This window comes from Kitasatospora phosalacinea (genome assembly GCF_000717185.1).
Lineage (GTDB): Bacteria > Actinomycetota > Actinomycetes > Streptomycetales > Streptomycetaceae > Kitasatospora > Kitasatospora phosalacinea_A.
Genome location: NZ_JNYE01000023.1, coordinates 1 through 19,703 on the forward strand (window position 1 = coordinate 1; position 19,703 = coordinate 19,703).

The 19,703-nt window shown below is 74.2% G+C and carries 14 protein-coding genes; 2 read left to right on the plus strand and 12 right to left on the minus strand.

The window, feature by feature from the left end:
- Window positions 1-178: 178 nt before the first annotated feature.
- From OO57_RS12190 to OO57_RS12220, 8 genes are all read right to left on the minus strand, one after another.
- Window positions 179-607: a hypothetical protein gene (locus tag OO57_RS12190; RefSeq protein WP_033252413.1), complete on the minus strand. Its 429-nt coding sequence runs from the start codon at window positions 605-607 to the stop codon at window positions 179-181.
- A 60-nt stretch (window positions 608-667) separates the two neighbouring features.
- Window positions 668-2,608 (minus strand): NUDIX domain-containing protein, encoded by a 1,941-nt coding sequence (locus tag OO57_RS40375; protein WP_063737544.1) that lies wholly within the window; start codon window positions 2,606-2,608, stop codon window positions 668-670.
- A gap of 62 nt (window positions 2,609-2,670) precedes the next feature.
- Window positions 2,671-3,855 (minus strand): hypothetical protein, encoded by a 1,185-nt coding sequence (locus OO57_RS43760; protein ID WP_033252414.1) that lies wholly within the window; start codon window positions 3,853-3,855, stop codon window positions 2,671-2,673.
- Between the two features lie 5 nt (window positions 3,856-3,860).
- Complete coding sequence (gene fxlM, locus OO57_RS12205) at window positions 3,861-5,930, minus strand: methyltransferase, FxLD system (RefSeq protein ID WP_033252415.1); 2,070 nt, start codon at window positions 5,928-5,930, stop codon at window positions 3,861-3,863.
- Between the two features lie 13 nt (window positions 5,931-5,943).
- Entirely contained in the window at window positions 5,944-7,197 is a 1,254-nt protein-coding gene (locus OO57_RS12210) for a lanthionine synthetase LanC family protein (RefSeq protein ID WP_033252416.1), read from the minus strand.
- Window positions 7,194-10,103 carry a lantibiotic dehydratase gene (locus tag OO57_RS12215; RefSeq protein WP_081973629.1) on the minus strand — a complete coding sequence of 970 codons (2,910 nt, stop codon included), beginning with the start codon at window positions 10,101-10,103 and terminating at the stop codon, window positions 7,194-7,196. Before OO57_RS12215 ends, OO57_RS12210 begins: the two co-directional genes overlap by 4 nt.
- Before the next feature lie 81 nt (window positions 10,104-10,184).
- Window positions 10,185-10,343, minus strand: coding sequence for an FxLD family lanthipeptide (locus OO57_RS40955; RefSeq protein WP_081973630.1), 159 nt, complete (start codon window positions 10,341-10,343; stop codon window positions 10,185-10,187).
- A gap of 105 nt (window positions 10,344-10,448) precedes the next feature.
- The gene (locus OO57_RS12220; protein ID WP_081973631.1) at window positions 10,449-11,234 is read right to left on the minus strand and encodes a TauD/TfdA family dioxygenase; all 786 of its coding nucleotides are present in this window, start codon (window positions 11,232-11,234) and stop codon (window positions 10,449-10,451) included.
- 173 nt (window positions 11,235-11,407) lie between these two features.
- On the opposite strand from OO57_RS12220, the gene OO57_RS12225 reads away from it, so the two are divergent.
- Both OO57_RS12225 and OO57_RS42455 read left to right on the plus strand, forming a co-directional pair.
- On the plus strand, window positions 11,408-11,845 hold the full coding sequence (locus tag OO57_RS12225; protein ID WP_033252417.1) for an NUDIX hydrolase: 438 nt from the start codon (window positions 11,408-11,410) through the stop codon (window positions 11,843-11,845).
- A gap of 3 nt (window positions 11,846-11,848) precedes the next feature.
- Window positions 11,849-13,006, plus strand: a complete 1,158-nt coding sequence (locus OO57_RS42455) for a helix-turn-helix domain-containing protein (protein WP_199811246.1) — start codon at window positions 11,849-11,851, stop codon at window positions 13,004-13,006.
- A gap of 236 nt (window positions 13,007-13,242) precedes the next feature.
- Here the strand turns inward: OO57_RS42455 and OO57_RS12235 are convergent, their stop codons facing one another.
- From OO57_RS12235 to OO57_RS12250, 4 genes are all read right to left on the minus strand, one after another.
- On the minus strand, window positions 13,243-15,153 hold the full coding sequence (locus OO57_RS12235) for a glycoside hydrolase family 15 protein (protein ID WP_033252418.1): 1,911 nt from the start codon (window positions 15,151-15,153) through the stop codon (window positions 13,243-13,245).
- An 82-nt stretch (window positions 15,154-15,235) separates the two neighbouring features.
- Entirely contained in the window at window positions 15,236-16,738 is a 1,503-nt protein-coding gene (locus OO57_RS12240; protein ID WP_033252419.1) for a Mur ligase domain-containing protein, read from the minus strand.
- A 66-nt stretch (window positions 16,739-16,804) separates the two neighbouring features.
- The gene (locus OO57_RS12245) at window positions 16,805-18,163 is read right to left on the minus strand and encodes a glutamine synthetase family protein (protein WP_033252420.1); all 1,359 of its coding nucleotides are present in this window, start codon (window positions 18,161-18,163) and stop codon (window positions 16,805-16,807) included.
- Window positions 18,160-19,668 carry an amino acid permease gene (locus OO57_RS12250; protein WP_033252421.1) on the minus strand — a complete coding sequence of 503 codons (1,509 nt, stop codon included), beginning with the start codon at window positions 19,666-19,668 and terminating at the stop codon, window positions 18,160-18,162. The genes OO57_RS12245 and OO57_RS12250 overlap by 4 nt, the downstream gene beginning before the upstream one ends.
- Window positions 19,669-19,703: the final 35 nt, after the last annotated feature.

The following is a 19,703-nucleotide window of genomic DNA, read 5'->3' on the forward strand; positions in this document are numbered from 1 at the left end:
GGTCATCTGGCACAAGATCATCCGGCATATGCAGCACTCTGCCGCCTCGCCCCTCAACTGCCAAGCCCTCGGTCAAACTCATTTTGAAATGACCAGTAAAGAGGGGGTTCTTGATTCCGGACGCCCGACGGCTGCTCGGTCCTCCAACGGGCAAGCGGGTCGTCGGGCTGCTGGGTTCTCAGGCCACGGGCAGCTCCCAGGACAGACCCGTTCCGCCGGCCACCCGTATCCGGTGACCGGCGAACTCCACCCCGTACACGGCGGGCCTGCCCGCCGCCGCCCACCGCGCGTGCACCGCCTCGGTCTCCGCCCACAGGGCGCGCGAGCTCCACTCGACGGCCTGCGAGCCGTCCGGGGCGACCCCGGCCCGCGAGCCGGCGCCGTCGACGAGCATCACCGCTTCCTCGTCGGTGCCCGGCGCCCGCCAGTGGCGCCGCACCCCGGGCAGCAGGTGGCCGAGTGCCACCCAGAAGCCGCGCTCCGCCGGAACGGGCGAGGCGAGGACCGCGGTGCGGCGGCGGCCCGGCCCGGGCGGCGCGCCCGGCGGCAGCGGCAGCCACCCGGTGGCCCAGGCCGGCAGCTCGGGCGGGGGCGACAGAGTGGTCATCGAATCGGGTCTCCGGACAGCAGCGGGTCGGGTGTGCGGCAGCGGCAGGGCGGTCCGGTGTCAGCGGAGGACGTAGGCGGGTACGCCGGTGCGGACCGCGTCCAGGACGGCGAGGGTGAGCTGGGTGCGGCGGGGGTCGGTCCGGGCGGCCAGTTCGTCGCGGGTCAGCAGGACGACTTCGGTGTGCTCGGCGGGGTCGAGGCGGATCCCGGCGAGCTGTGCGGGGGTCAGTGTGCCGCCGTGGAAGGCGAAGCCGACCTTGGCGGGCCAGCCGCCCCCGGGCTGTTCGAAGACGGTGGCCAGCAGGGGCAGCCGGTCCGGGTCGGGCGGCAGGAGGATGCCGGTCTCCTCGAAGCACTCGCGCACCGCGGTGTGCAGGGGGCTGGGGTCGGTGAACTCGACGTCGCCGCCCGCCCACTGGAGGCCCTTGGCCGGGTCGGTGGCGCGCAGCAGCACGGCCTTGCCGTCCTGGGTGGTGAAGAAGACGGAGCCCCACATCGGGGCGGCGGGGATGGTGGGCAGGTAGGCGGGCAGCGGCCGGTGCCCGGGCAGGGCGGGCGGCGGCGCGGTGTGGCGCCGGATCAGGTCCGCTTCGTGGGCGGCGATCGGCTCCGGCAGGTCGGAGGGCAGGACCCAGCGGTGCTGGTCGTGCTCGGGCGACAGCCGCACCTCCCGGGGGTGGTCGAGGTGGGCGGCGATCACGAACGCGCGGGTGCGGGCTCCACGCGAGTTGGTGTAGTCCTCGAAGCCGAGGTAGGCGGTGACGCGGACGTGCGCGATGCCTGCCTCCTCGTCCAGCTCACGCAGTCCGGCCGCGACGAGGTCCTCGCCCGGTTCCGTTCCGCCGCCGGGCGGCTCCCACAGCCCCGCCTGCAGGGCGCCGGGCGCGCGGCGCAGCAGCAGGACGCGCCCGTTCGGGTCGGTGAGCAGGACGCTGCTGGAGGTGCGTTCAATGCCCTCCGCCCGGGCCCGGTCGAGCGGGTCGAAGGCTGGGCGTGCGTCGGGCCGGGTTCGGGGCGCGGGCGGTCGCGTGGCGGCGTGCTCCTGGAGGAGGTGGCGGGTGGAGTCGCGCAGGTGGATGCGGTGCAGGTCGTCGGGGCGGAACCAGTGCACGAGGACGCCCTCGCGCAGGTCCGCGGTGTCGGGGTGGCCGTCCCAGCGGGCGGTGAAGATCTGGATCGGGACGGCCAGACCGCGGCGGTCGGTGGTCCACTCGACGGTCAGCGGCTCGACCGCACCGAGGTGCAGCCCGGGGACTTCCTCGGCGAGTTCGCGTCGCAGCGTCGCTTCGGTCGTGTCGTCGCCCGCCTCCCGGCCGCCGCCGAGCAGACTCCACTCACCAGGCGCCCAGATATGTGCGAAATTGTCGCGCAGGTGCAGCAGGTACTCACCGCGGCCGTTGTGGACGACGGCAGAGGCGTTCACCGGCTCGGGCCGACCGGTCAGGCCCGCAGCCAGGAGCTTGGCGCGCAGCTCGGGCGAGGAGGTCTCGGCGAGCAGGCGCCACTCGGCCCCGGTGACCTCCGCCCCCTGGAGGCTGACGGGTGACAGCTGGCTGTCGGCGAGGTAGAAGACGAAGCGGAAGTCGTAGTGCCGGTGAGCGCCTTCGCCCTTGTCCGGGTTCGCGTCGATCTCATTGACGTCGATGTCCACGGGAGCGTCCAGCAGCTCCGGCGTCAGGCAGAGCGCCCTGGGTGGGATTCCGACTTCCTCGGCGACTTCGCGGACCGCGGTCGCCAGCAGGCTCCCGTCGGCGGGTTCGCCGTGGCCGCCCGGGCACAGCACCAGCCCCGTGGCCCGGTGGTGAATGTGCAGGACGCGCAGGTCGCGGTCGACGACGACGCCGCTGCAGGTGACGTGTGCGGGCAGCGTGGCGCGGCTGGTTGGTTCAGGCGCGGTGGCCAGCAGGTCCAGCAGCGGCTGGAGCCGGGCGCGTTCACCGGGGTGGCGCTGGAGGTAGGCGAGGGTCGTTGCGGCGATCTCCGCGGGGGTGGCAGGCAAATCGGGGCTCCGAATCCGGTGTCACGGGACGGACCGGCCGCGTCGGCCGTGGACGGCAAGTCTCAGTACTCCAAGGCGTGTTCAGTGCTCGACGGGAGTGCTCGGGGGTCCGATGGTCGGGCATCGGACGGGCGCCGTTCAAGCGGGTCGCTTCCGGGCGTGCCCGGGTCGAAGGGTGCGTTTTCGAGCACCCCGGCAGCACCGTCCACCGCGGTATCCAGCTGCCTACGGACCTTCTCGGGCATGCTGCGGCTTCCCAGCGCGCAGGCGGCGAGAGCCTGTTCGAGGGCGGTTGCCTGCTCGGCGTCCAGGGCGGCGCGAGCGCCAGGATGGGCGAGGAGGTCGCGCAGGGCGTAGCCGTCGCCTGTTTCATTCGTTCGACTGATGATGGATCGAACGAGGTTTCGGGCAACCGACGCGCCGGACGGCATGGTGTCGAGGACGGTGAGGGCGAGGCGGGTGGTGAACACCGCGAGGCCGTCGCCCGGTTCGAGGTCGGTCCACAGGTCGGCGGCGTGGTCGGCGGCGTGCTGGTCGCCGGGGCGGCACAGGGCGGTGAGGGCGGCGGTGACGGCGTCCTCCCAGGGGGCGCCGGGTTCGGTGTCGTGCAGGAGGGCGAGGGCGGCGGGGTGGTCGCCGGTGGTGGCGGCGGCGAGGACGGCGGTCTGGCGGCCGTCGAGGAGGCGGCGGCCGATGCCGCGGTGCTCCTTGAGATGGTGCAGGGCGTCCTGCCAGCGGCCGGCGGCGGTGAGGGCGCGGGTGCCGTCGGCGAGGACGACCCGCCAGAGCCACTGGCGGGCTTCGTTGCGTTGCTGGTCGGTTGCGGTGAGGCGGGCGGGGACGGTGATGCCGTCGAGGGTGGTTTCGGTGGCGGTGGTGACGGCGCGGTAGAGGTCGAGGAGGAGTTGGTGGCCGTGTCGGTGGCGGCCGGCGCGCAGGTGGAGGCGGGCGAGGTTGACGAGGGGTTCCAGGCCGCGGATGGCGCCCGCCGAGGTCAGGGGGCCGCGGGTGAGGTGGAGGGTGGCGTGGCGGTGGCACAGGGCGCGGGCGTCGGCGGGCAGGTCGAGGTCGGAGGCGAGGAGGGCGGCCTGGTTGAGGACGGTGGAGGCGAGGCCCGCGTCGTTCTGCCGGGCGGCCGTGTCGGCCAGCTCGGTGAGCCGGCCGACACGGGCGTTCAGGAGCAGGCACGCGGGCCGGATCCTGGGGACCAGTGGGAAGCGCTGGGCGGTGGGTCCGGTCGGGTGCACGGCGGCTACTGCCAGGTGACGGTGATCGGGTGGCGGGGGCGCTCCAGGACGAAGCGTCCGGCGGCCGGGTCGGCGGTGGGCGGGGTGTCGGGCAGGGCGATGCGCGGGGTGCGGTCGCGGAAGTTCGTGTCCCAGGTGCGGATCTGCTGGGAGACGAGGTCGGCGAGGGCGGCGGCGTCGGGGCCGTGGCCGATCACGCCGGTCTCGTAGGTCTTGCGGCCCTCGGCGGTGGGCTCGCCGGGGCGCAGGGTGAGGTAGGCCAGGGAGGCGCCCTGGACGGTGGCCATGGCGCCCCAGCCGAACATCGGCGCGGCGGTGCCGCGTTCGCGCGCGGCGGCGCTGACGGCCATCCGCAGCAGGGAGTTGGGCAGGGTCAGGGCGAGGAACAGGTCCTGGTACTCGTAGGTGGTGCCGCCGGGGATGGTGACTCCGGTCCAGGTTTCGTGGCGCGGGGTGTCGAGGACGCCGGACAGCAGGGTGGCGTCGGCGCTCTGGTCCTTGTGGACCTGGAGGGTGACGGCGCCGTCCCCGGTGAGGTCGATGGTGCGGCGGGCGTCGTCCATGCTGCCGCGCAGCGGCATGAAGACGGCGAGCTGGTCGTCGACGGACACCCAGGCGTCTGCGGAGCGTTCGAAGGCGATGGTGCGGGAAGCGGTGCCGCGCAGGCGCAGCGGCAGGACGATCCGGCCGCCCGGCTTGACCTGCTCCAGCCACGGGGTGGGCATTTCGCTGGTGCTGACGGTGGCGATGATCCGGTCGTAGGGGGCGCCGCCCGGGTGGCCGAGGGCGCCGTCGCCGAGCAGCGCTTCGACGTTGGTGGTTCCGGCGGCGGCGAGGTGCTTGCGGGCGCCGTCGACCAGGTCCTCGTCGACGTCGACGGTGGTCACGCGGCCCGTGGGGCCGACGATGTGCCCGAGGTAGGCGGCGTTGACGCCGGTGCCCGCGCCGGCTTCGAAGATGCGCTCGCCGGGCTGGGCGGCGAGCTGTTCGAGCATCAGGGCGACGATGGCGGGCTGGGAGGCGGCGCTGATCTGCGCGCCGGAGCCGTCGGCCTTGGTGTAGACGGGGTTGTCGGCGTACGCGGTCGGCAGGGGGAAGCCGGGCAGGAAGTGCTCGCGGGCGACGGCGCGGAAGGCGTTCTCCACCGGGGCGGTGCGGATCGCGTGCTGGTCGAGCAGGCGGTTGGTGAGGGCGTCGCGCAGCAGCTCGGCGGATCCGGTTTGGTTGCTGAGGGTAGTCATGTGGGTGACCTTAGGGGTTGGGGTGTGGGTGGTGGCCGAGGGCGCGGGGCCCTCGTCGGAGTGGAAGACGGCGTCCAACGCCCGTGCGGCGAGGGCTGCTTGGTGATCGGTGGGCAGTCCGGCGCGGTTGGCGTGGAAGAGGAGGTGGTGGGCGAGGACGGCGCGCAGCCCGCGGGCCAGGCGGCCTTCGCGGGCGAGGCGGGCGAGGTCCTGTCCGGCCTGCTCGAAGGCGTCGACCCAGGCGGTGTGGTCGGCGAGCGGCGCGTCGTGGTGGGTGAGGGCGCGGGTGTTCAGGCGCATCAGGTGCCCGGTGGCGGCCGCCTGGCGGGCCGCCTGTTCGGGGGCCGTGGGCGTGGGGGTGTCGCGGAGTTCGGCGAACTTGGCCCAGACGTCGCCCTGTTCGTACTGGTCGAGGCCCGCGGCGCGGAGCATGGCGGAGACCAGGACGGTGAAGGTCTCGGCCCGGCCGAGGGCGGGCGGTCCGGGCTGTGCGGCGCGGGTGAGCAGGTGGCGGCTGTCGGTGTGGAAGAGGCGGTGGGCGACGTCCATGGCCGCGGGGCCGCCGAAGGCTGTGGTCTCCGGCTCGTAGACCACGGTGGCCCAGCCGGTGAGGAGCCCCGTCTCGGTGAGGTTGTGCAAGAGCGCGGTGACGGCGGGGACGGGGGCGTCGGCGCGGTAGCGCAGCCGCAGCCCGGCCTTGCGCATGTACCACCAGCCCTCCAGCTCGCCGGAGTCCTGGGCGAAGGCGAGGACGGGGGCGAGGCGGTGGGCGGCGGTCTGCTCGACGGTGGCGGGGTCGGCGAAGGCGAGGTCGTGCTGGATCCAGGTGGTCATCGGTCGTCCTTGGTCAGGCGGTCAGGAGGCAGGAGTCCCAGCCGGTGGTAGGGGCGGTGCCGGTGGCGGGGGCGAGCAGGGCGAGTGCGGTGCCCGCGGCGCCTTCCAGCAGGGCGGGCCCCGCGGTGTCGAGCAGGTGCCGGGCCTGGCGGTCGGGGTCGGTGCGCGGCGGGTGGGCGGTGTCCAGCAGGAGTGCGGTGGCGGCCCGCAGCCGGGCAGCGCCCGGCGGGTCGGCGTCGGCGGCGGCCCGGTGGGCGATGTGGGCGAGCCCGGCTAAGCCGTGGCAGGCGGACAGGTCGGTGGTCGCCGCCAGCGCGGCGGTGTTGCTCAGCGCGGAGGCGAGCGCGTCCTCGGCCGTGTGACGCAGCCGCTGGTCGTCGAGGGCGAGGGCGGCGAGCTGCTGGGCACGGGCGACACCGGCGGTGCCGTAGCACCAACTCGGGCGCTGCGCGGACAGCTTGAGCCCCGGGCGTAGGTGATTGCGGGTGGTCCAGTAGGGCCAGGTGTGACCGCTGCGCCGGCGCTCCAACCAGGCCAGCACGGTGCGGATCGCCTCCTGCTGTCCGGGCACCTCCATTCCCGAGCACAGGGCGAGGGAGAGCAGGGCGAGGGGTCCGGCGATGCCGTGGGCGAGGCCGTTGTTGCCGTGCCCGCCGGGGAAGCGTGCGTCTGGTTTCCCGGAGGGCCCGTCGGGGGTCCACCAGCCCGGCAGCACGTCGCCGCCGTCCTTGGTGTCCTCGGTGAGCCGGACCAGGCAGGCCAGCACCTCCCGCAGGGCTCGGCCGCCGCTTTCGCGGCGCAGCAAGAGGGAGCCGAGGCCGGCCAGGCCGCGGATGGTGTCGAACTCGGCGAGCGCCGGGAGGTCGCCGCGGGCGAGGCGGGCCCGGGCCTGCGCGCAGCGGTGCAGGGCGTCCTCCGCAGCGGCCCGGTCGAGGTGGGCGAGGGCGGTCCGGTAAGCGCCGGGGCGGGCGCGGGCTGCGCAGTCGAGGGCGTGGGTGAGCGCGGGGGCGCCGTAGTAGAGGTAGCTGTCCGGGCCGCGGGTGACGGGGCCGGAGGACGCGACCGACAGCCACGCGGCAGCGGTCTCCCACCGGCCCCGGCCGGTGGCGGCCCGTTCGACGTGCAGCAGGGCGATGCCGGGTGCGCCGTGGGCGAGGGACTGGCGCCAGGACGGGTGTGCCGTCCAGGTGCTGGGCAGGGCGGCTGGGTCGGCGAGCAGCTCGGCGATCCGGTCCGACAGGTGCAGCGCGGGGTGCGGGGTGTTCACCGGTCACCGTCCCGGGACAGGCGGGCGAGGGCGGTGGCGCGGGCCAAGTAGAGGACGATCGCCTCGTCGTCGAAGTCGATGCGGTGGGCGCGGACGTAGGAGCAGTGCAGCAGCGAGCCGAGGACGTCGTCGGTCCGGACGCCGTGGGTGTGCGGGCCGGGGAAGTGGCGGCGGTAGGCGTCCAGGGCCCGGTGCCGGGCCGTCCAGGCGTCGGCGACCGCGGTGCCACCGGGTTCGGCCCGCAGGGCGGCGAAGTCTTCGGCGGGGTCGGCCAGGCGCACTGCTTCGGTGAACACCGGCCGGGGGACGGAAGTCGGCGCCGTGGCGGCGATGGCGACGGCGTGGGCCGCGAGCAGCGCGTGCCGACCGGGCCGTACGGGGGTGGAGAGGTGGGCGAGGGCGGCGGCGGAGTCGGCGCGGAACACCTCCTCGGCGGCGTCCCACGCCGTCCCGTCGCCCCAACGGCCCTTCTCCCGGTAGGAGGTGGGGTACTCGATCTCGGACAGCAGCCCGGCCTTGTGCAGTTCGGCGGCCCAGGTGCTGACGACGGCCGCGGTGGGGCCGAACGCGGTTGGGTCGGGGAGGGCGATGCGCAGGCGGAGCTGCTGGCGCGGGTTACGGAAGCGGACGAACCACCACTTCGGCTGCCCGAGCCGCGCCAGCAGCTCCGGCAGGTGCCGGACCAGGACGGTGTCCTGGCGCTCCACGTCCCCGTACAGAGCGGCGAGCAGTACGCGGGAGGTGCCAGGGGCGTCGCCGTGGCCGCGCCGCAGTCGGCGGGCGCTGGTGGGCCGGGGCAAGGCGGGCCACAGGGTGGGGCGCCGGGTGGCGGTGACGGGGAAGACGATCTCGTGGGCGCGGCCGCTCGTCCAGCCGAGGTCGGCCGGTTCCGGGGCCTCCACCAGGACGGCGTGCGGCGCGGCGCGCAGGTGCTCGCGCAGCAGGACGCGGTGGGACGGGTGGCGTAGGTCGAGCGGCAGCCCCTGGCTGTCGGCGGCGAGCGTCGCGTAGCGGGGTGCGCGGTGGCGCTCGGCCCAGGCGGTGAACGCCTGGTCCCACTGCTGGTGAGGCGAGTTGGCAGGCGGGAGTTCGGCCGCGATGATCCGCCAGGTGGCCGGGGACAGGACGATCCGGCCGCAGCGCAGCCGTGGCAGGAACGGCAGGGCGGCGAGGGCGCCCCAGGAGAAGCGGGTGGTCTGCGCGGTGTGGGCGCGGGAGAGTTCGGTGACCAGCCGGGCCAGTGGCGGGGTGTGGGTGCGCAGGTTCAGCGCGTGGGTGGCGGCTGCTTCGATCCGCACGCCCCGCTCGGGGGCGGCCAGGTACATGCGGCGGCCGTCGCAGCCCACCGCCAGGTCCTCCGGGCCCAGGACGCCCTCGGCGGGTGCGCGATACTCGCCGAGGCTGATCACCAACTGCCCGGTGGCGGGGCTGCGGGCGACGTGCCCGGTCGCCGGATCCAGCGGCGGGAAGGAGAGTTGCGCGCTGACGGTGTCCTCGTCCGCCGTCGGCAGGGTGACCAGGAGTTGGAGGAAGGCGTTCCGGTGCGCGGGTTCGAGCAGGTGCAGGAACCGGCCCACCGACACGCCTGCCGACCGCGAGACGGAGGTGACCTCCAGCCGGTACTCGCCCCGGTCGAGCGCCCGCGGGCTCTGGGCGTGCAGCCGGGCCAGGACCTCCAGGTGCGGCGGGAACCGGGTCTCGCCCTCGGGCGTGCCCAGGGCGTCGAGCGCCCGCTCGTCCAGCAGCACCTCCCGCTCGCCCGCCAGCGCTGCACGCTGCGCCAAGGCGGCGAGCGCCTCGTCGCGGGCGTCGAACCGCGCCCGCTCGGTCGGCCGGGCACCCGGGTAGCCGTCCGGCCAGCCGATGCCGCTGTCGGCCACCACGTCCAGCAGCGGCACCAGCGCGCCGCGCCCGTAGCGCTCGTAGAACCGCTGGTGGTAGGCGCGCCAGGCCGCCGCGCCCTTCGGGAGCGGGCTCAGGCGGGCGAGCAGTTCCGCCGCCCGGGCCGCGTCCTCGGCCACTCGCGTCGGCAGGACGAGGCCGGCGTCCAGCCGCAGGTCCACCGCTCCTGCGGCGTCGGAGACTTCGGGTACCTGACCGACGCCCGCCCGCTCCAGGGCCCGCAGCAGGTGGGCGTGCGGGTCCGTCTCGGTCGCCGGGGCGCGCAGCGAACTGACCAAGGCCCCCTGGAGGAGCAGTTCGCGGAGGAGGCCGGTGACCTGGCCGACGGACGCGGTCGGGAACTCGGCGGCGGTCTTGTCCACCAGCTCACCGAAGCGCAGCGGCTGGCGGGCGGTGGCCAGCGCGAAGGCCACCGGCCCGGTGCGGCGCAGCGTGGCCTCGGCCGGTACGGCGCGGCCGTCCGGCCCGGGCAGGCTGCGGTGCGGGACGACGAGGCGGTCCCCGCAGACCTGGACGGTGTTGTTCGCCACCACCTCCAGCCGGGCCAACACCTCCGGACGCCGCTCCAGGCGGTCGATCGCTTCGGCGAGCCCGGCAGCAGGCACCCGGGCGCTCCTCCGATCGCTCGTGCCCCAGTCGGCGCGGGCCGCGCCGCCGACGGCTGCGGCCTGCACACCGGCGAACAGCCCGAACGGCGTCGGACGCCCCTGGGCCCGCAGGACGTACCGGGCGGTGGACAGCGCCGCACGCCGCACCCGGTCGGCCGCGGGCCGCTCGGCGGCCAGCAGGTCGGCGACGCTGCGGGCGAGCGCCGGACTGGCCAGTTCGACGGCCTCGGCCAACCGCCCGTCCGCCCATACCTCGCGCAGCCAGCGCTCCTGCTCACCGCTCGAACCACCGCTCCCCGCGGTGAGGTCCGGCAGGGCGTGCGCCGGCAGATCGGGCCGGGCGACGGCACGCACGAGCGCCACGGCGGCGGCGCGGTAGGGCGGGGAGAGGGGCACGGTGACCTCGTTTCGGTGCTGGCGGGGTGGTGCCGCCCGTGCGCCGGGGAACTTCCCTCGGCGCACGGACGGCTTCGGGGGTCAGTGCAGGCCGGTGGTGCAGGCGCCGCAGGTGCTGCCGCAGCCGTCGTCGGTGAGGACCTGCAGGCTGGCCGCGTCGACGGTCTCGACGACGGTCACGTCCAGGTCGAACTCGCCGTCGGCCGTTGCCGGGACCTGGGCGGTGATGCTCTGAGCCATCGGGCTCCTCCTTCGGATCTCCCTTGCGGGACCTGGCGTCGGCGCGCGGAGTGCGCACCGCATCACCAGGAGCTTGTGGTCGGGGCCGCTGGGCCCCGGGGCGGGTCAGGCCGCGGAGGACGACGGTGCGGCGAAGCCCGGTTCGAGCTCCAGCCACCCGGCCGCGGCACCCAGGGCCCGCAGCATCAGCCGCTCGCCCGTGAAGGCGCTGCGGCCGTGCAGGACGCGGTGGTTGTCGACGAGCAGGGCCTGCCCGGGCCGCAGCCGGACGGTGACGGCGTTGCGCCGCACGGCCTCCCGCAGCGCGGGCAGGTGCGGCACGGCGTCGGGCGAGAACCGGGCGAGGGCGTCCTCGCGGTGCCTGAGGTGCCAGCGGCCGTCACCGAGCGGCTCCAGGACCGGGCCGAACCGGCCGTCGACACCGCCGAAGTACGCCGCCCGGGGTGCACTCAGGGCGGCGAGAACCTCGGAGCCCAACCGCAGGACGTCCCCGAGCACCCGACGTCCGTCGACCAGGATGCTGCTTCCGCCGACCGCCCCCTCCTGCTGGCAGGCCAGCAGGAGCAGCCGGGGCGGGTCCTGCGCCTGCGTGCAGTCCGTGTGCGGAGCCAAGGCGCCCCTGCCCAGACCCGCGAAGGTCGACCGCCCCGCGATCGAGGCCCCCAGGTCGCGCAGTGCGGTCAGACCGTCCGGGCCGCTGTCACGGTGCCGCAGGACCGGGTCCATCAGCAGTTCGGCGACCGCCCGTACGCCGTCCCTCCCGTGGAGGCCGTCCAGCAACACCGCGCCGTGCTCGCGCAGCCGTTCGGACACGGCCCGCACCTCGTGGGCGCCGCCGGGGGTCACGAGGGCGAACGGGGTGAGGCCGTTCACGGAAGCGTTCGATGACATGCGAATCCCCTGAGCGGACAGGCGAGATGGGTGACGACCACTGTCACGGCCCGTACGCTGCACGTAAAGTGACAAACTGTCACACAGTGATCATGGGTTTTCCGGGCTCCGCGCCCTGGTCGAGCTGTTAGCGTCGAAGCGCCCGTGCCCGACCGATCAGCGTGGAAGAAGGCATGACCGCCCCTCCCCAGCAGCCGTACGTTCCTGCCCGGTTCCCGATCTCCGTCAAGGGCGTCGTCGTCGACGGCCGCGGCCGCGTGCTGCTGCTGAAGAACGAGCGCGAGGAGTGGGAGCTGCCCGGCGGCAAGCTCGAAGGCACCGAGACCCCCGTCGAGCGCGTCGAGACCGAGATCCGCGAGGAGTGCGGCCTGCACGCCACCGCCGACGAGTTGCTGGACGTGTGGATGTACGAGCCGCTGCCCGGGCGGCAGGTCTTCATCGTCACCTACGGCTGCACCCTCGCCGCCGACGACCGCGACCGCGCACCGGTCGTCAGCCACGAGCACAAGGAAGCCGGACGCTTCCACCGCGACGAAGTCGACGCCCTCACCATGCCCCGGGGCTACAAGGAATCCGTCGCCCGCTGGTACCAGCGCCTCGACCGGGCGTGACCGGTGCCCCCGCCGCAGCCCGGCCTGCTCACCGACGGGATCCGCTGGCACTGGACGACGCCCAGGGCCCAGAGCGCCCTGCGCCGCCGAAGCCTCCCGGAGATCCTCCAGCTCTACTGCGAGATCAACGACCTGACGCAGCAGGACCTCGCCGACCTGCTCGGCTACTCCCGCAGCTACATCTCCCGCATCCGGACCGGATCGCGGACCATCACCGACACCCGCTCGCTGCTCGCCCTCGCCGAGCGCCTCGGCCTGCCGCCGCACTGCCTCGGCGTCGCCGACGAAGCCGACGGAGACCACCGCCTCGTGATCCAGCTCGCCGAGAGCGTCCTGCGCCTGGCCGAGATCGCCCGCCGGTCCGGCCAGGCCACCACCGCGGTCGCCGAACTCTGGCCGCTGGTAGCCCGGTTGGAAGCCCGCGTCGCCGACGGCCACACCGACCTCGACGTCCTGCGCCTGCTCGCCCGGGCCCGCACCAGCCTCGGCGTCGCCCTCGGCCACGTCCTGCCCGAGGAGCGCCTCGCCGCCGCTGCCCGCTGGACCGGCAAGGGACTCACCGTCGCCCGCCGCCTCGACGACCCCACGCTGCACGCCCACGCCCTGCGCCACCACGGCAACGAACTGCGCAAGTCCGGCCTGCACACCCGCGCCCTCGACCGCCTGCACCAGGCCCGCGACCTCGCCCCCACGCCCGCCGCCCGAGCCGAAGCCGTCGTCCTGCTGGCCCGCGCCGCCGGAACGGCCGGCCGAACGGCGGCCTTCGACGACGCCGTCGAAGAGGGGCAGCGGCTGCTCGACGAAACCGCGCCCACCCCGCTCTTCTCCGCCTTCACCCTCCACGAGGTCCGCCTGCGCGGACTGCTCGGCACCTCCCGCGTCCACGTCGCCGCCGACCTGCTCGACCACGCCCCGAACCCGGGCCTGAACGCCAGCACCCAGTGGCGGATCATCTCCGCGATCACCGCGGGCCAGGTCCTGCTGCGCCGCGGCGACCGGGCGGGCGCACGGGAACAGCTCCACGCCGCCGTCGACGGAGCCTCCGCCCACCGGCTGCCGCACCAGCTCCAGCGGATCCTGCGCGCCAGCACGACCCTTCCCGACGTCCGGGACAGCGCCGAAGCCTCCCTGCGCGAGCTGCGGGCCGCCATAGCGGCCTGAGCGGCCGGGGCCGTGGTGCGAGTGGTCGTTCCGGTGGGCGCGGTCCGTGTCGGCGCTCTCGCAGGCGTCCGCGCCGAGCAGCCGTGCGACGGGCAGGCCCGTCGAGCGGGGCAACGACAGCGGCGACGGGACCGTCAACGGTACCGGCGGGTCGGACAGGTCGAGCACGGGTCTCTGCCTCTCGGGCTGGGTGGTGAGCCGGCTCCGGTCCGGTGGTGTGCCAGGCCGGAAGGGGGTCAGACGGCTATGTCGGCGAGGACGGGCACCTCCGGCGCGGCGTGCCTCTCCGCGGCGTCCAGCGCCAGGAGGGCGTTGACGACGGCCTCGGCGGTCATGCCCTGCGGGAAGTTGCCGAGGTGGCGCCGGTCGACGGGGTCGTACTCCTCGGCGAGCAGGCCGAGATCGTTGCGGACGCCCAGCAGCGCGTCGATGCTCGCGCGGGCCCCGTCGACGTCCCCGGTGAGCGCCCGGGCGGTGGCGAGCCAAGCCGTGCAGGGCAGGAAGGTGCCCTCCCGGCCGGGCAGGCCGTCGATGTTCACCGCAGTGTCGCGGGTGGGGTAGCGCCCCACCAGGCCGAGCGGGCCGCCGCCGAGCTCGCGGGCGACCGCCTGCACGGTGCCGGTGGCGAGGGGGTCCGCGGGGTCAAGGAGCCCGGTGGTGACGGCGTGCAGGACGGAGGCGTCCAGGTCCTGGCCGCCGTACACCTGGGTGAGGGTGATGCGTTGCGAGTCGGCGCCAGCTGCGCGCACCGTGATCCGCACGTACGCGGCCAGGGCCTCCAGCCGCTCCGCGGTCTCCGGGTGGATGCCGTAGCGGCGCAGCAGGAGGACGGCGCGGTCGAGGGCCACCCAGCACCAGGTCTGGGAGGAGGTGTAGTGCTGCGGCTCGCCGCGGCTCTCCCACATGCCGCTGTCCCGCTGCTGCCACGTCTGCTCGACCTGGAGGGCGAGTTGGAGCGCGTACTCGACCACCTCGGTGCCGCCGGGCAGGCCGTGCAGCTCCATCTGCCAGAACGCGTTGAGGAGTTCGCCGGGGACGTCGAGCTGGAGCTGGCCGTCGGCGCCGTTGCCGACGCGGACGGGGCGGGCGACGCCGAGGTGGCCGGGGAGGTGGCCGAGGATCCGTTCGGCGGTGTCGGTCGAACCGTCGAGCCGGTAGAGCGGGCGCAGGGCCCGGGGGTCGGTGTGGGTGAGGACCCATTCGCGCCAGGCGAGGGCCTCCTCGACGAACCCGCAGTGCAGGAAGGCGCGGACGTACCAGGCGGTGTCGCGCGGCCAGAAGAAGCGGTAGTCCCAGGTTCTCCAGTCGGTGGTGCCGGGCAGGTGCTGGGACGGGACGTGCAGGAGGCGCTCGGGCAAGCTGGTGGTGGGGGCGGCGACGAACGCCCCGGTCGCGACGTCCTGCATGGCCTTGAGGGTGACCAGGGAGCGCAGTACGGCGTCCCGGTACGGGCCGCTGTAGGTGCAGGCGCTCGCCCAACCCTCCCACCAGGCCAGCGTGGTGGCGAGTTCGCGGCCGGTCGGCGGGGCGGGCACGGGCTCGCCGGTGGCGGACCAGGTCAAGGCGAACACCCGCTGCTCGCCCGCCCTGAGGGTGGCCTCGGCGTACTGGACGTCGAAGAGGGTGGAGTGGGCGGGTCCGTCGAGCCAGTAGGTGTCGGCCCCGTCGACGAGTTGGGTGCGCGGGGTGCCGTGGGTGACCTGACGGGCGGTGGGGGTGTTCGCGCCGTAGCCGGGCCGGACGGCCGTCTCGGAGGCGACGGTGACGACGCCCTCGGTGCAGGTGGCGACGCGTATCAACTGGGCCGGCGCGTAGCCGGTGGCGTCGGGCGCGACGAGGAAGTCGGTGACGGTCAGCGTTCCGCCGGGAGCGTGCCAGGTCTGCTCCAGCACCGTGCTGGTGCCGAGGTAGCTTCGCAGGTCCGCGGGCGGCGGCGTGGCGCCGGGCGAAGCGGGGCCGACCCGCCAGAAACCGTGGCTCTCGGGGTCGGTGCTGAGCAGGGAGGTGAACACGGCGGGCGAGTCGAAGCCGGGCAGGCAGAGCCAGTCGATCGTGCCGTCGGGAGTGCTCAAGGCAGCGGTGCGGCAGTTGCCGAGGAGCGCGTGGTCCTCGATCAGGTTCCGGGTGTCGGTAGTACGGGTGGGCATGAACGGGTCCTGACGTGGAGAGTGGACAGGGACGGGACGGGGAGCTCGGTGGCCACGGGACCGTTTGTCGGGTGAGGGGCGGTCAGCGGGTGGCTTCGAGGAGGGCGAGCAGGCGCTCGGCGACGGCGGGCGCCCGGTGGGTTCCGATGATCAGGACCACGTCGCCGTCCTTCGCGTGACCGAAGGCGATCTCCTCGGGGGCCTGCGTGCACGGGCCGGTACGGACGGTGTGCACCCGTTCGGCGGGCAGGCCCTCGCGGGTTGCCTCGGTGAGCGCCTCCAACGGATCGGCGATGCCGAGCGTCGGCAGCCCGCAGACCACCGGCATCAGCACGGCGCGGTGGCAGCGGGCGAGCGCCGCGCCCAGGGAGCGGGCCTGGGCGCGGGTGCGGACGTAGCCGTCCGGTTCCAGCACCGCGATCACCTTTCCCCGGCCGACGAGCTCACCCGCGGCCTGGAGGTCGCGGGCGACCTCGGCGACGTGGCGGGCCCGGGAGCGTACGACCCTGACGCCGCCCCGGGTGCCGAGGTGCTGCATCGACCCCTCGACGCCGTCGAACCGGGACGCACGCTGGGCGACGGCGTCCGGGTCCTCTCCCAGGACGAGGGCGGTGCCGATCGTGCAGACCGTCATCACCGCGTGGTGCAGCCCGATCGCGGGCACCACCGACCGGAACCGGCGGTTGCCGTGCCGCAGTTCCGCCCAGTAGCCCCCGCTGCCGACCGCCTCCAGCTCGATGATCCGCACACCGCAGCGGGAGGACGGGCCGACGGTGACCACCTCCGGGCCCGGCCGGTCGGCCAGCCGCTCGCGCAGCAGCACCAGAGGCTTGTTCCACCAGGAGAGGTCCGGGACGACGACGGTACCCGCGGTGCGGGCCTGGTGCTCGGCCGCGACCAGCGCGGTCGGCAGGTCCTCGTGGTGCGGGTGATTGGGGTCGACGGCAGTGACCAGCATCGCGGCGGGAGCCAGCGCTCGACGGGCGACGGCACCGGGCGACAGGCGGATCGGGGAGGTGGGGACCGTCTCGTGGGTGGCGGTGTCGGGCGAGAGGTCGACGACCAGGCGCGCGGCACCGTAGTGCCCGGCCGACTTGCCGAGCGCAGGGGTGTTGAGGATCCAGCCGGTGCGGCCGTCGTCGAGGAGGTGCGCGAGAACGGCCGCGGCCGTCGCGTTGCTGTGGCTGCCCCACACCGCCGCCAGCCCGTTGCCGCCGCCGAACCCGACACCGGTCAGTGCCAGGGCGTGGGTACGGGCGAGCACCGGGACGCGGTGCTCGACAGCCGCGTCCAGCTCGGGGTGCGGGCCGACGACTGCCCGCGACCACACCATCGCGCTCAACTCGCTGATCTCCTGCGGTGCCAGGCCCTCCGTCACACTCACCCCGGCCGCGCGGAGCCGGTTCGCTACCGGCCCGTGTACCTCGTCGTGACGGGTGCTGCCGCTGACCCGAGCGCCGCGTGCGGCCAGGTGCAGGGCCAGGCCCTCCATACCCGGGTCGGTGACGTCGATCAGGTGCACCGTCGACAGGACGGGGAGAAGACCGACAGGGACGGTGGGGGTGGGGGTGACGGCGGTGGCCATGCTGCTCTCCAACGTGCTGATCCGTGCTGGGAAGGGAGGAAGTGGGTGGTTCGGCCCGGCCGGGGCTCAGGACTGGGCGAAACCGCGGGCGACCTCGGCGGCGCTCACCAGGGGTGCGTGGTGGTCCAGTTCGAGGCGGGCGAGGGCTGCCAGGTGCGCGATCACCTGCACGCCGAACTGTTCGGCCACCGCCGGGTCCGTCTCGAACTCCCGGACCGCCGAGGCGAGATCGCGTGGCAGGGGCCACGCCTTCGCGTCCTGGTAGGAGTCGCCGCGGGCGGGCTCGGGCGGTACCAGGCCGCCCGCGATGCCGTGCCGGATGCCGGCGAGGGCGGCGGCCACCGCGAGGTACGGGTTGGCGTCCGCGCCCGGCACCCGCACCTCCAGGCGCCGACTGCCGCCGTGGCCGACCACCCGCACCGCGCAGGAGCGGTTGTCCCACCCCCACGTCGCCCTCCTCGGAGCGAAGCCATGGTCGCGGGCGAGGCGCCGGTAGGAGTTGACCGTCGGCGCCCACAGCGGGCCGGTCACCGGCAGTACGTCCAGCAGCCCGGCGACCGCCTGCCGACCTGTCTCGGACAGCAGCTCCTCGCCGCTGCCGAGAGTGAACACGGAGGCACCACCGTCCAGTTGGTGCAGCGACAGGTGCAGGTGCAGACCCGAGCCGGTGCCGGTGAACGGGGCCGCCATGAACAGCGCGGACATCCCGTGCTGATCGGCCACCGCCTTCGCTGCCATCTTGAGCAGCAGGTGCTGCTCGCACGCCCGCTCGACCGGCCCGAAGGGAAACGTCACCTCCACCTGTCCCGGCGCGCCCTCCAGCTTCAGCGCCTCGATGGGCAGACCCGCCTCGGCGAGCATCCGCCGCAGCTCCCGCAGGAAGGCGGCGACGTTGCCCGGCAGGTCGAGCGCGTAGTCCAGGTTGCCGAGCGTCGCCGGGCGCGGGCGCCACCCCGAGCGCTCGGCGTCCCGCTCACTACCCTCGACCAGCACGAACTCGCACTCCAGCCCGACCATCGGAGTCAGGTCCATCCCGACGAGCCCGGCCACCTGCCTGGCGAGGATGCCCGCCGGGGATAGGGGGTGCGGCTGGCCGTTCTGCATCGGCGTCGCCCACACCAGGGCGGTGTCCGGCAGCCACGGCAGACGTCGCGCCCGTTCCACGTGCCAGTCCAGCTCGATGTCGCCGAACCCGGACTCCCACGACCACGTCCCGCGCTCGGCGGGCGTCATGCCCAAGTCAGTGCCCAACAGGTAGCCGCACACCTCGCTGGAGACCGGCTCCCGCTCCAGGCGCGTCCGAAGGGTGCCGGCGTCGAACAGCTTGCCCTTCATCCGGCCCTGCACGTCCGCCACCGCGACCACCACCGAGTCGACGCCGCCACCGTCGATCAGGTCCACCAGCGAGCCCTCCGGCGTGCTCACACGACCTCCTCGGACAACTCGACCAGCTCGGCCGACTGCTGCACGGGCGGCGCGTAGTCGTACCGGCCCCGCAGTCGCCACCACAGCGCGGCCAGCGCCAACGCGACCAGCAGCGCCACGGGGGCGTAGTTGAAGGTGGAGACGTTCACCGGGTAGGACTGCGGCAGGCACACCAGCACCGTCACCAGCGCCACCCAGCCCACCGCGACCCAGCCCACCAGCCGCCCCCGGCGGCCCAGGTTCCACGGGCCGGGCCGGAACGGGCTGCCCTTGCGAAGGCGCAGGTAGACCGGCACCGCGTACGCTGGCGTCATCCCCACCACGTTGATCGCGGTGACCGCCCCGTAGGCGACCGGCGACCACAGCGATGGCAGCGCCAGGACGAACGCCGCCACCACCGACAGCCACACCTCCGCCACCGGCGTACCGGTGCGCTCGGAGACCCGGCTCCACAGCCCGGATCCGGGCAGTCCCCCGTCCCGCGCGAACGCGAACACCATCCGGGAACTGGCCGCGGTCTCCGCGTTGCCGCAGAACAACTGCGCCACGATCACCACCAGCAGCAGCGCCTTCGCCCCGGTCGGGCCGAGCGCGTCGAGGAGGATCTGCGCGGGTGGCACGCCCGTCGGGGAGTTGAGGACGGCGTCGTAGTCGCCGATGGCGAGCAGCAGGCCGGCGAGCAGCACCGCGCCCGCGATCCAGGACACCCAGATCGAGCGCACGATCCCCCGGGGTGCTGCCACCGACGCCCGCGTGGTCTCCTCCGACATGTGCGCGGACGCGTCGTAGCCGGAGAAGGTGTACTGCGCCAGCAGCAGGCCGAGCGCGCTGACGTAGACGGGGTTGCTCCAGCCGGTGTTGTTGACGAAGTGCGTCATCAGCCAGCCGGTGCTGCGGTGCTGGTCCGGCACCACGGCCAGCGCCCCGACGATCAGCGCCACGCCGCCAATGTGCCACCAGACCGAGACCGAGTTGAGCACCGACACCAGCCGCACGCCGCGCAGGTTCAACCCCGCGTGCAGCAGCAGGACCACCGTGAAGATGCCGAGCAGGCCCAGCGCCGTCGGCTCGTAGCCGAACTGCATGTTCAACAGCGCGCCGACGAAGCTGGCGGCGCCGTAGTCGATGCCGCAGATCCCGCCGATCAGGCCGAGGAGGTTGAGCCAGCCGACCAGGAAACCCCAGCGGGGGCCGCCGAGGGCGTGCGCCATGTAGAACAGCGCGCCGGACGTCGGGTAGGCAGAGGTGACTTCGGCCAGCGCGGCGCCGACGAACAACACCATCGCACCGACGCCGATCCAGCCCCAGAACATCACCGCGGGACCGCCGGCGTTCATCCCGAACGCGAACATCGTCATGCAGCCGGACAGGATGCTGATGACGGAGAAGGAGCTGGCGAAGTTGCCGAACTCGCCCATCCGGCGGTTCAGTCTGGGTTCGTAGCCGAGTTGCCGCAGGTGCTCCTCGTCGCTCGTGGGCGGCGGTGCGGCGTGGGCAGGGGACATCGGGGACAACCTCCGTACGGAGAGAAGAAGGAAAC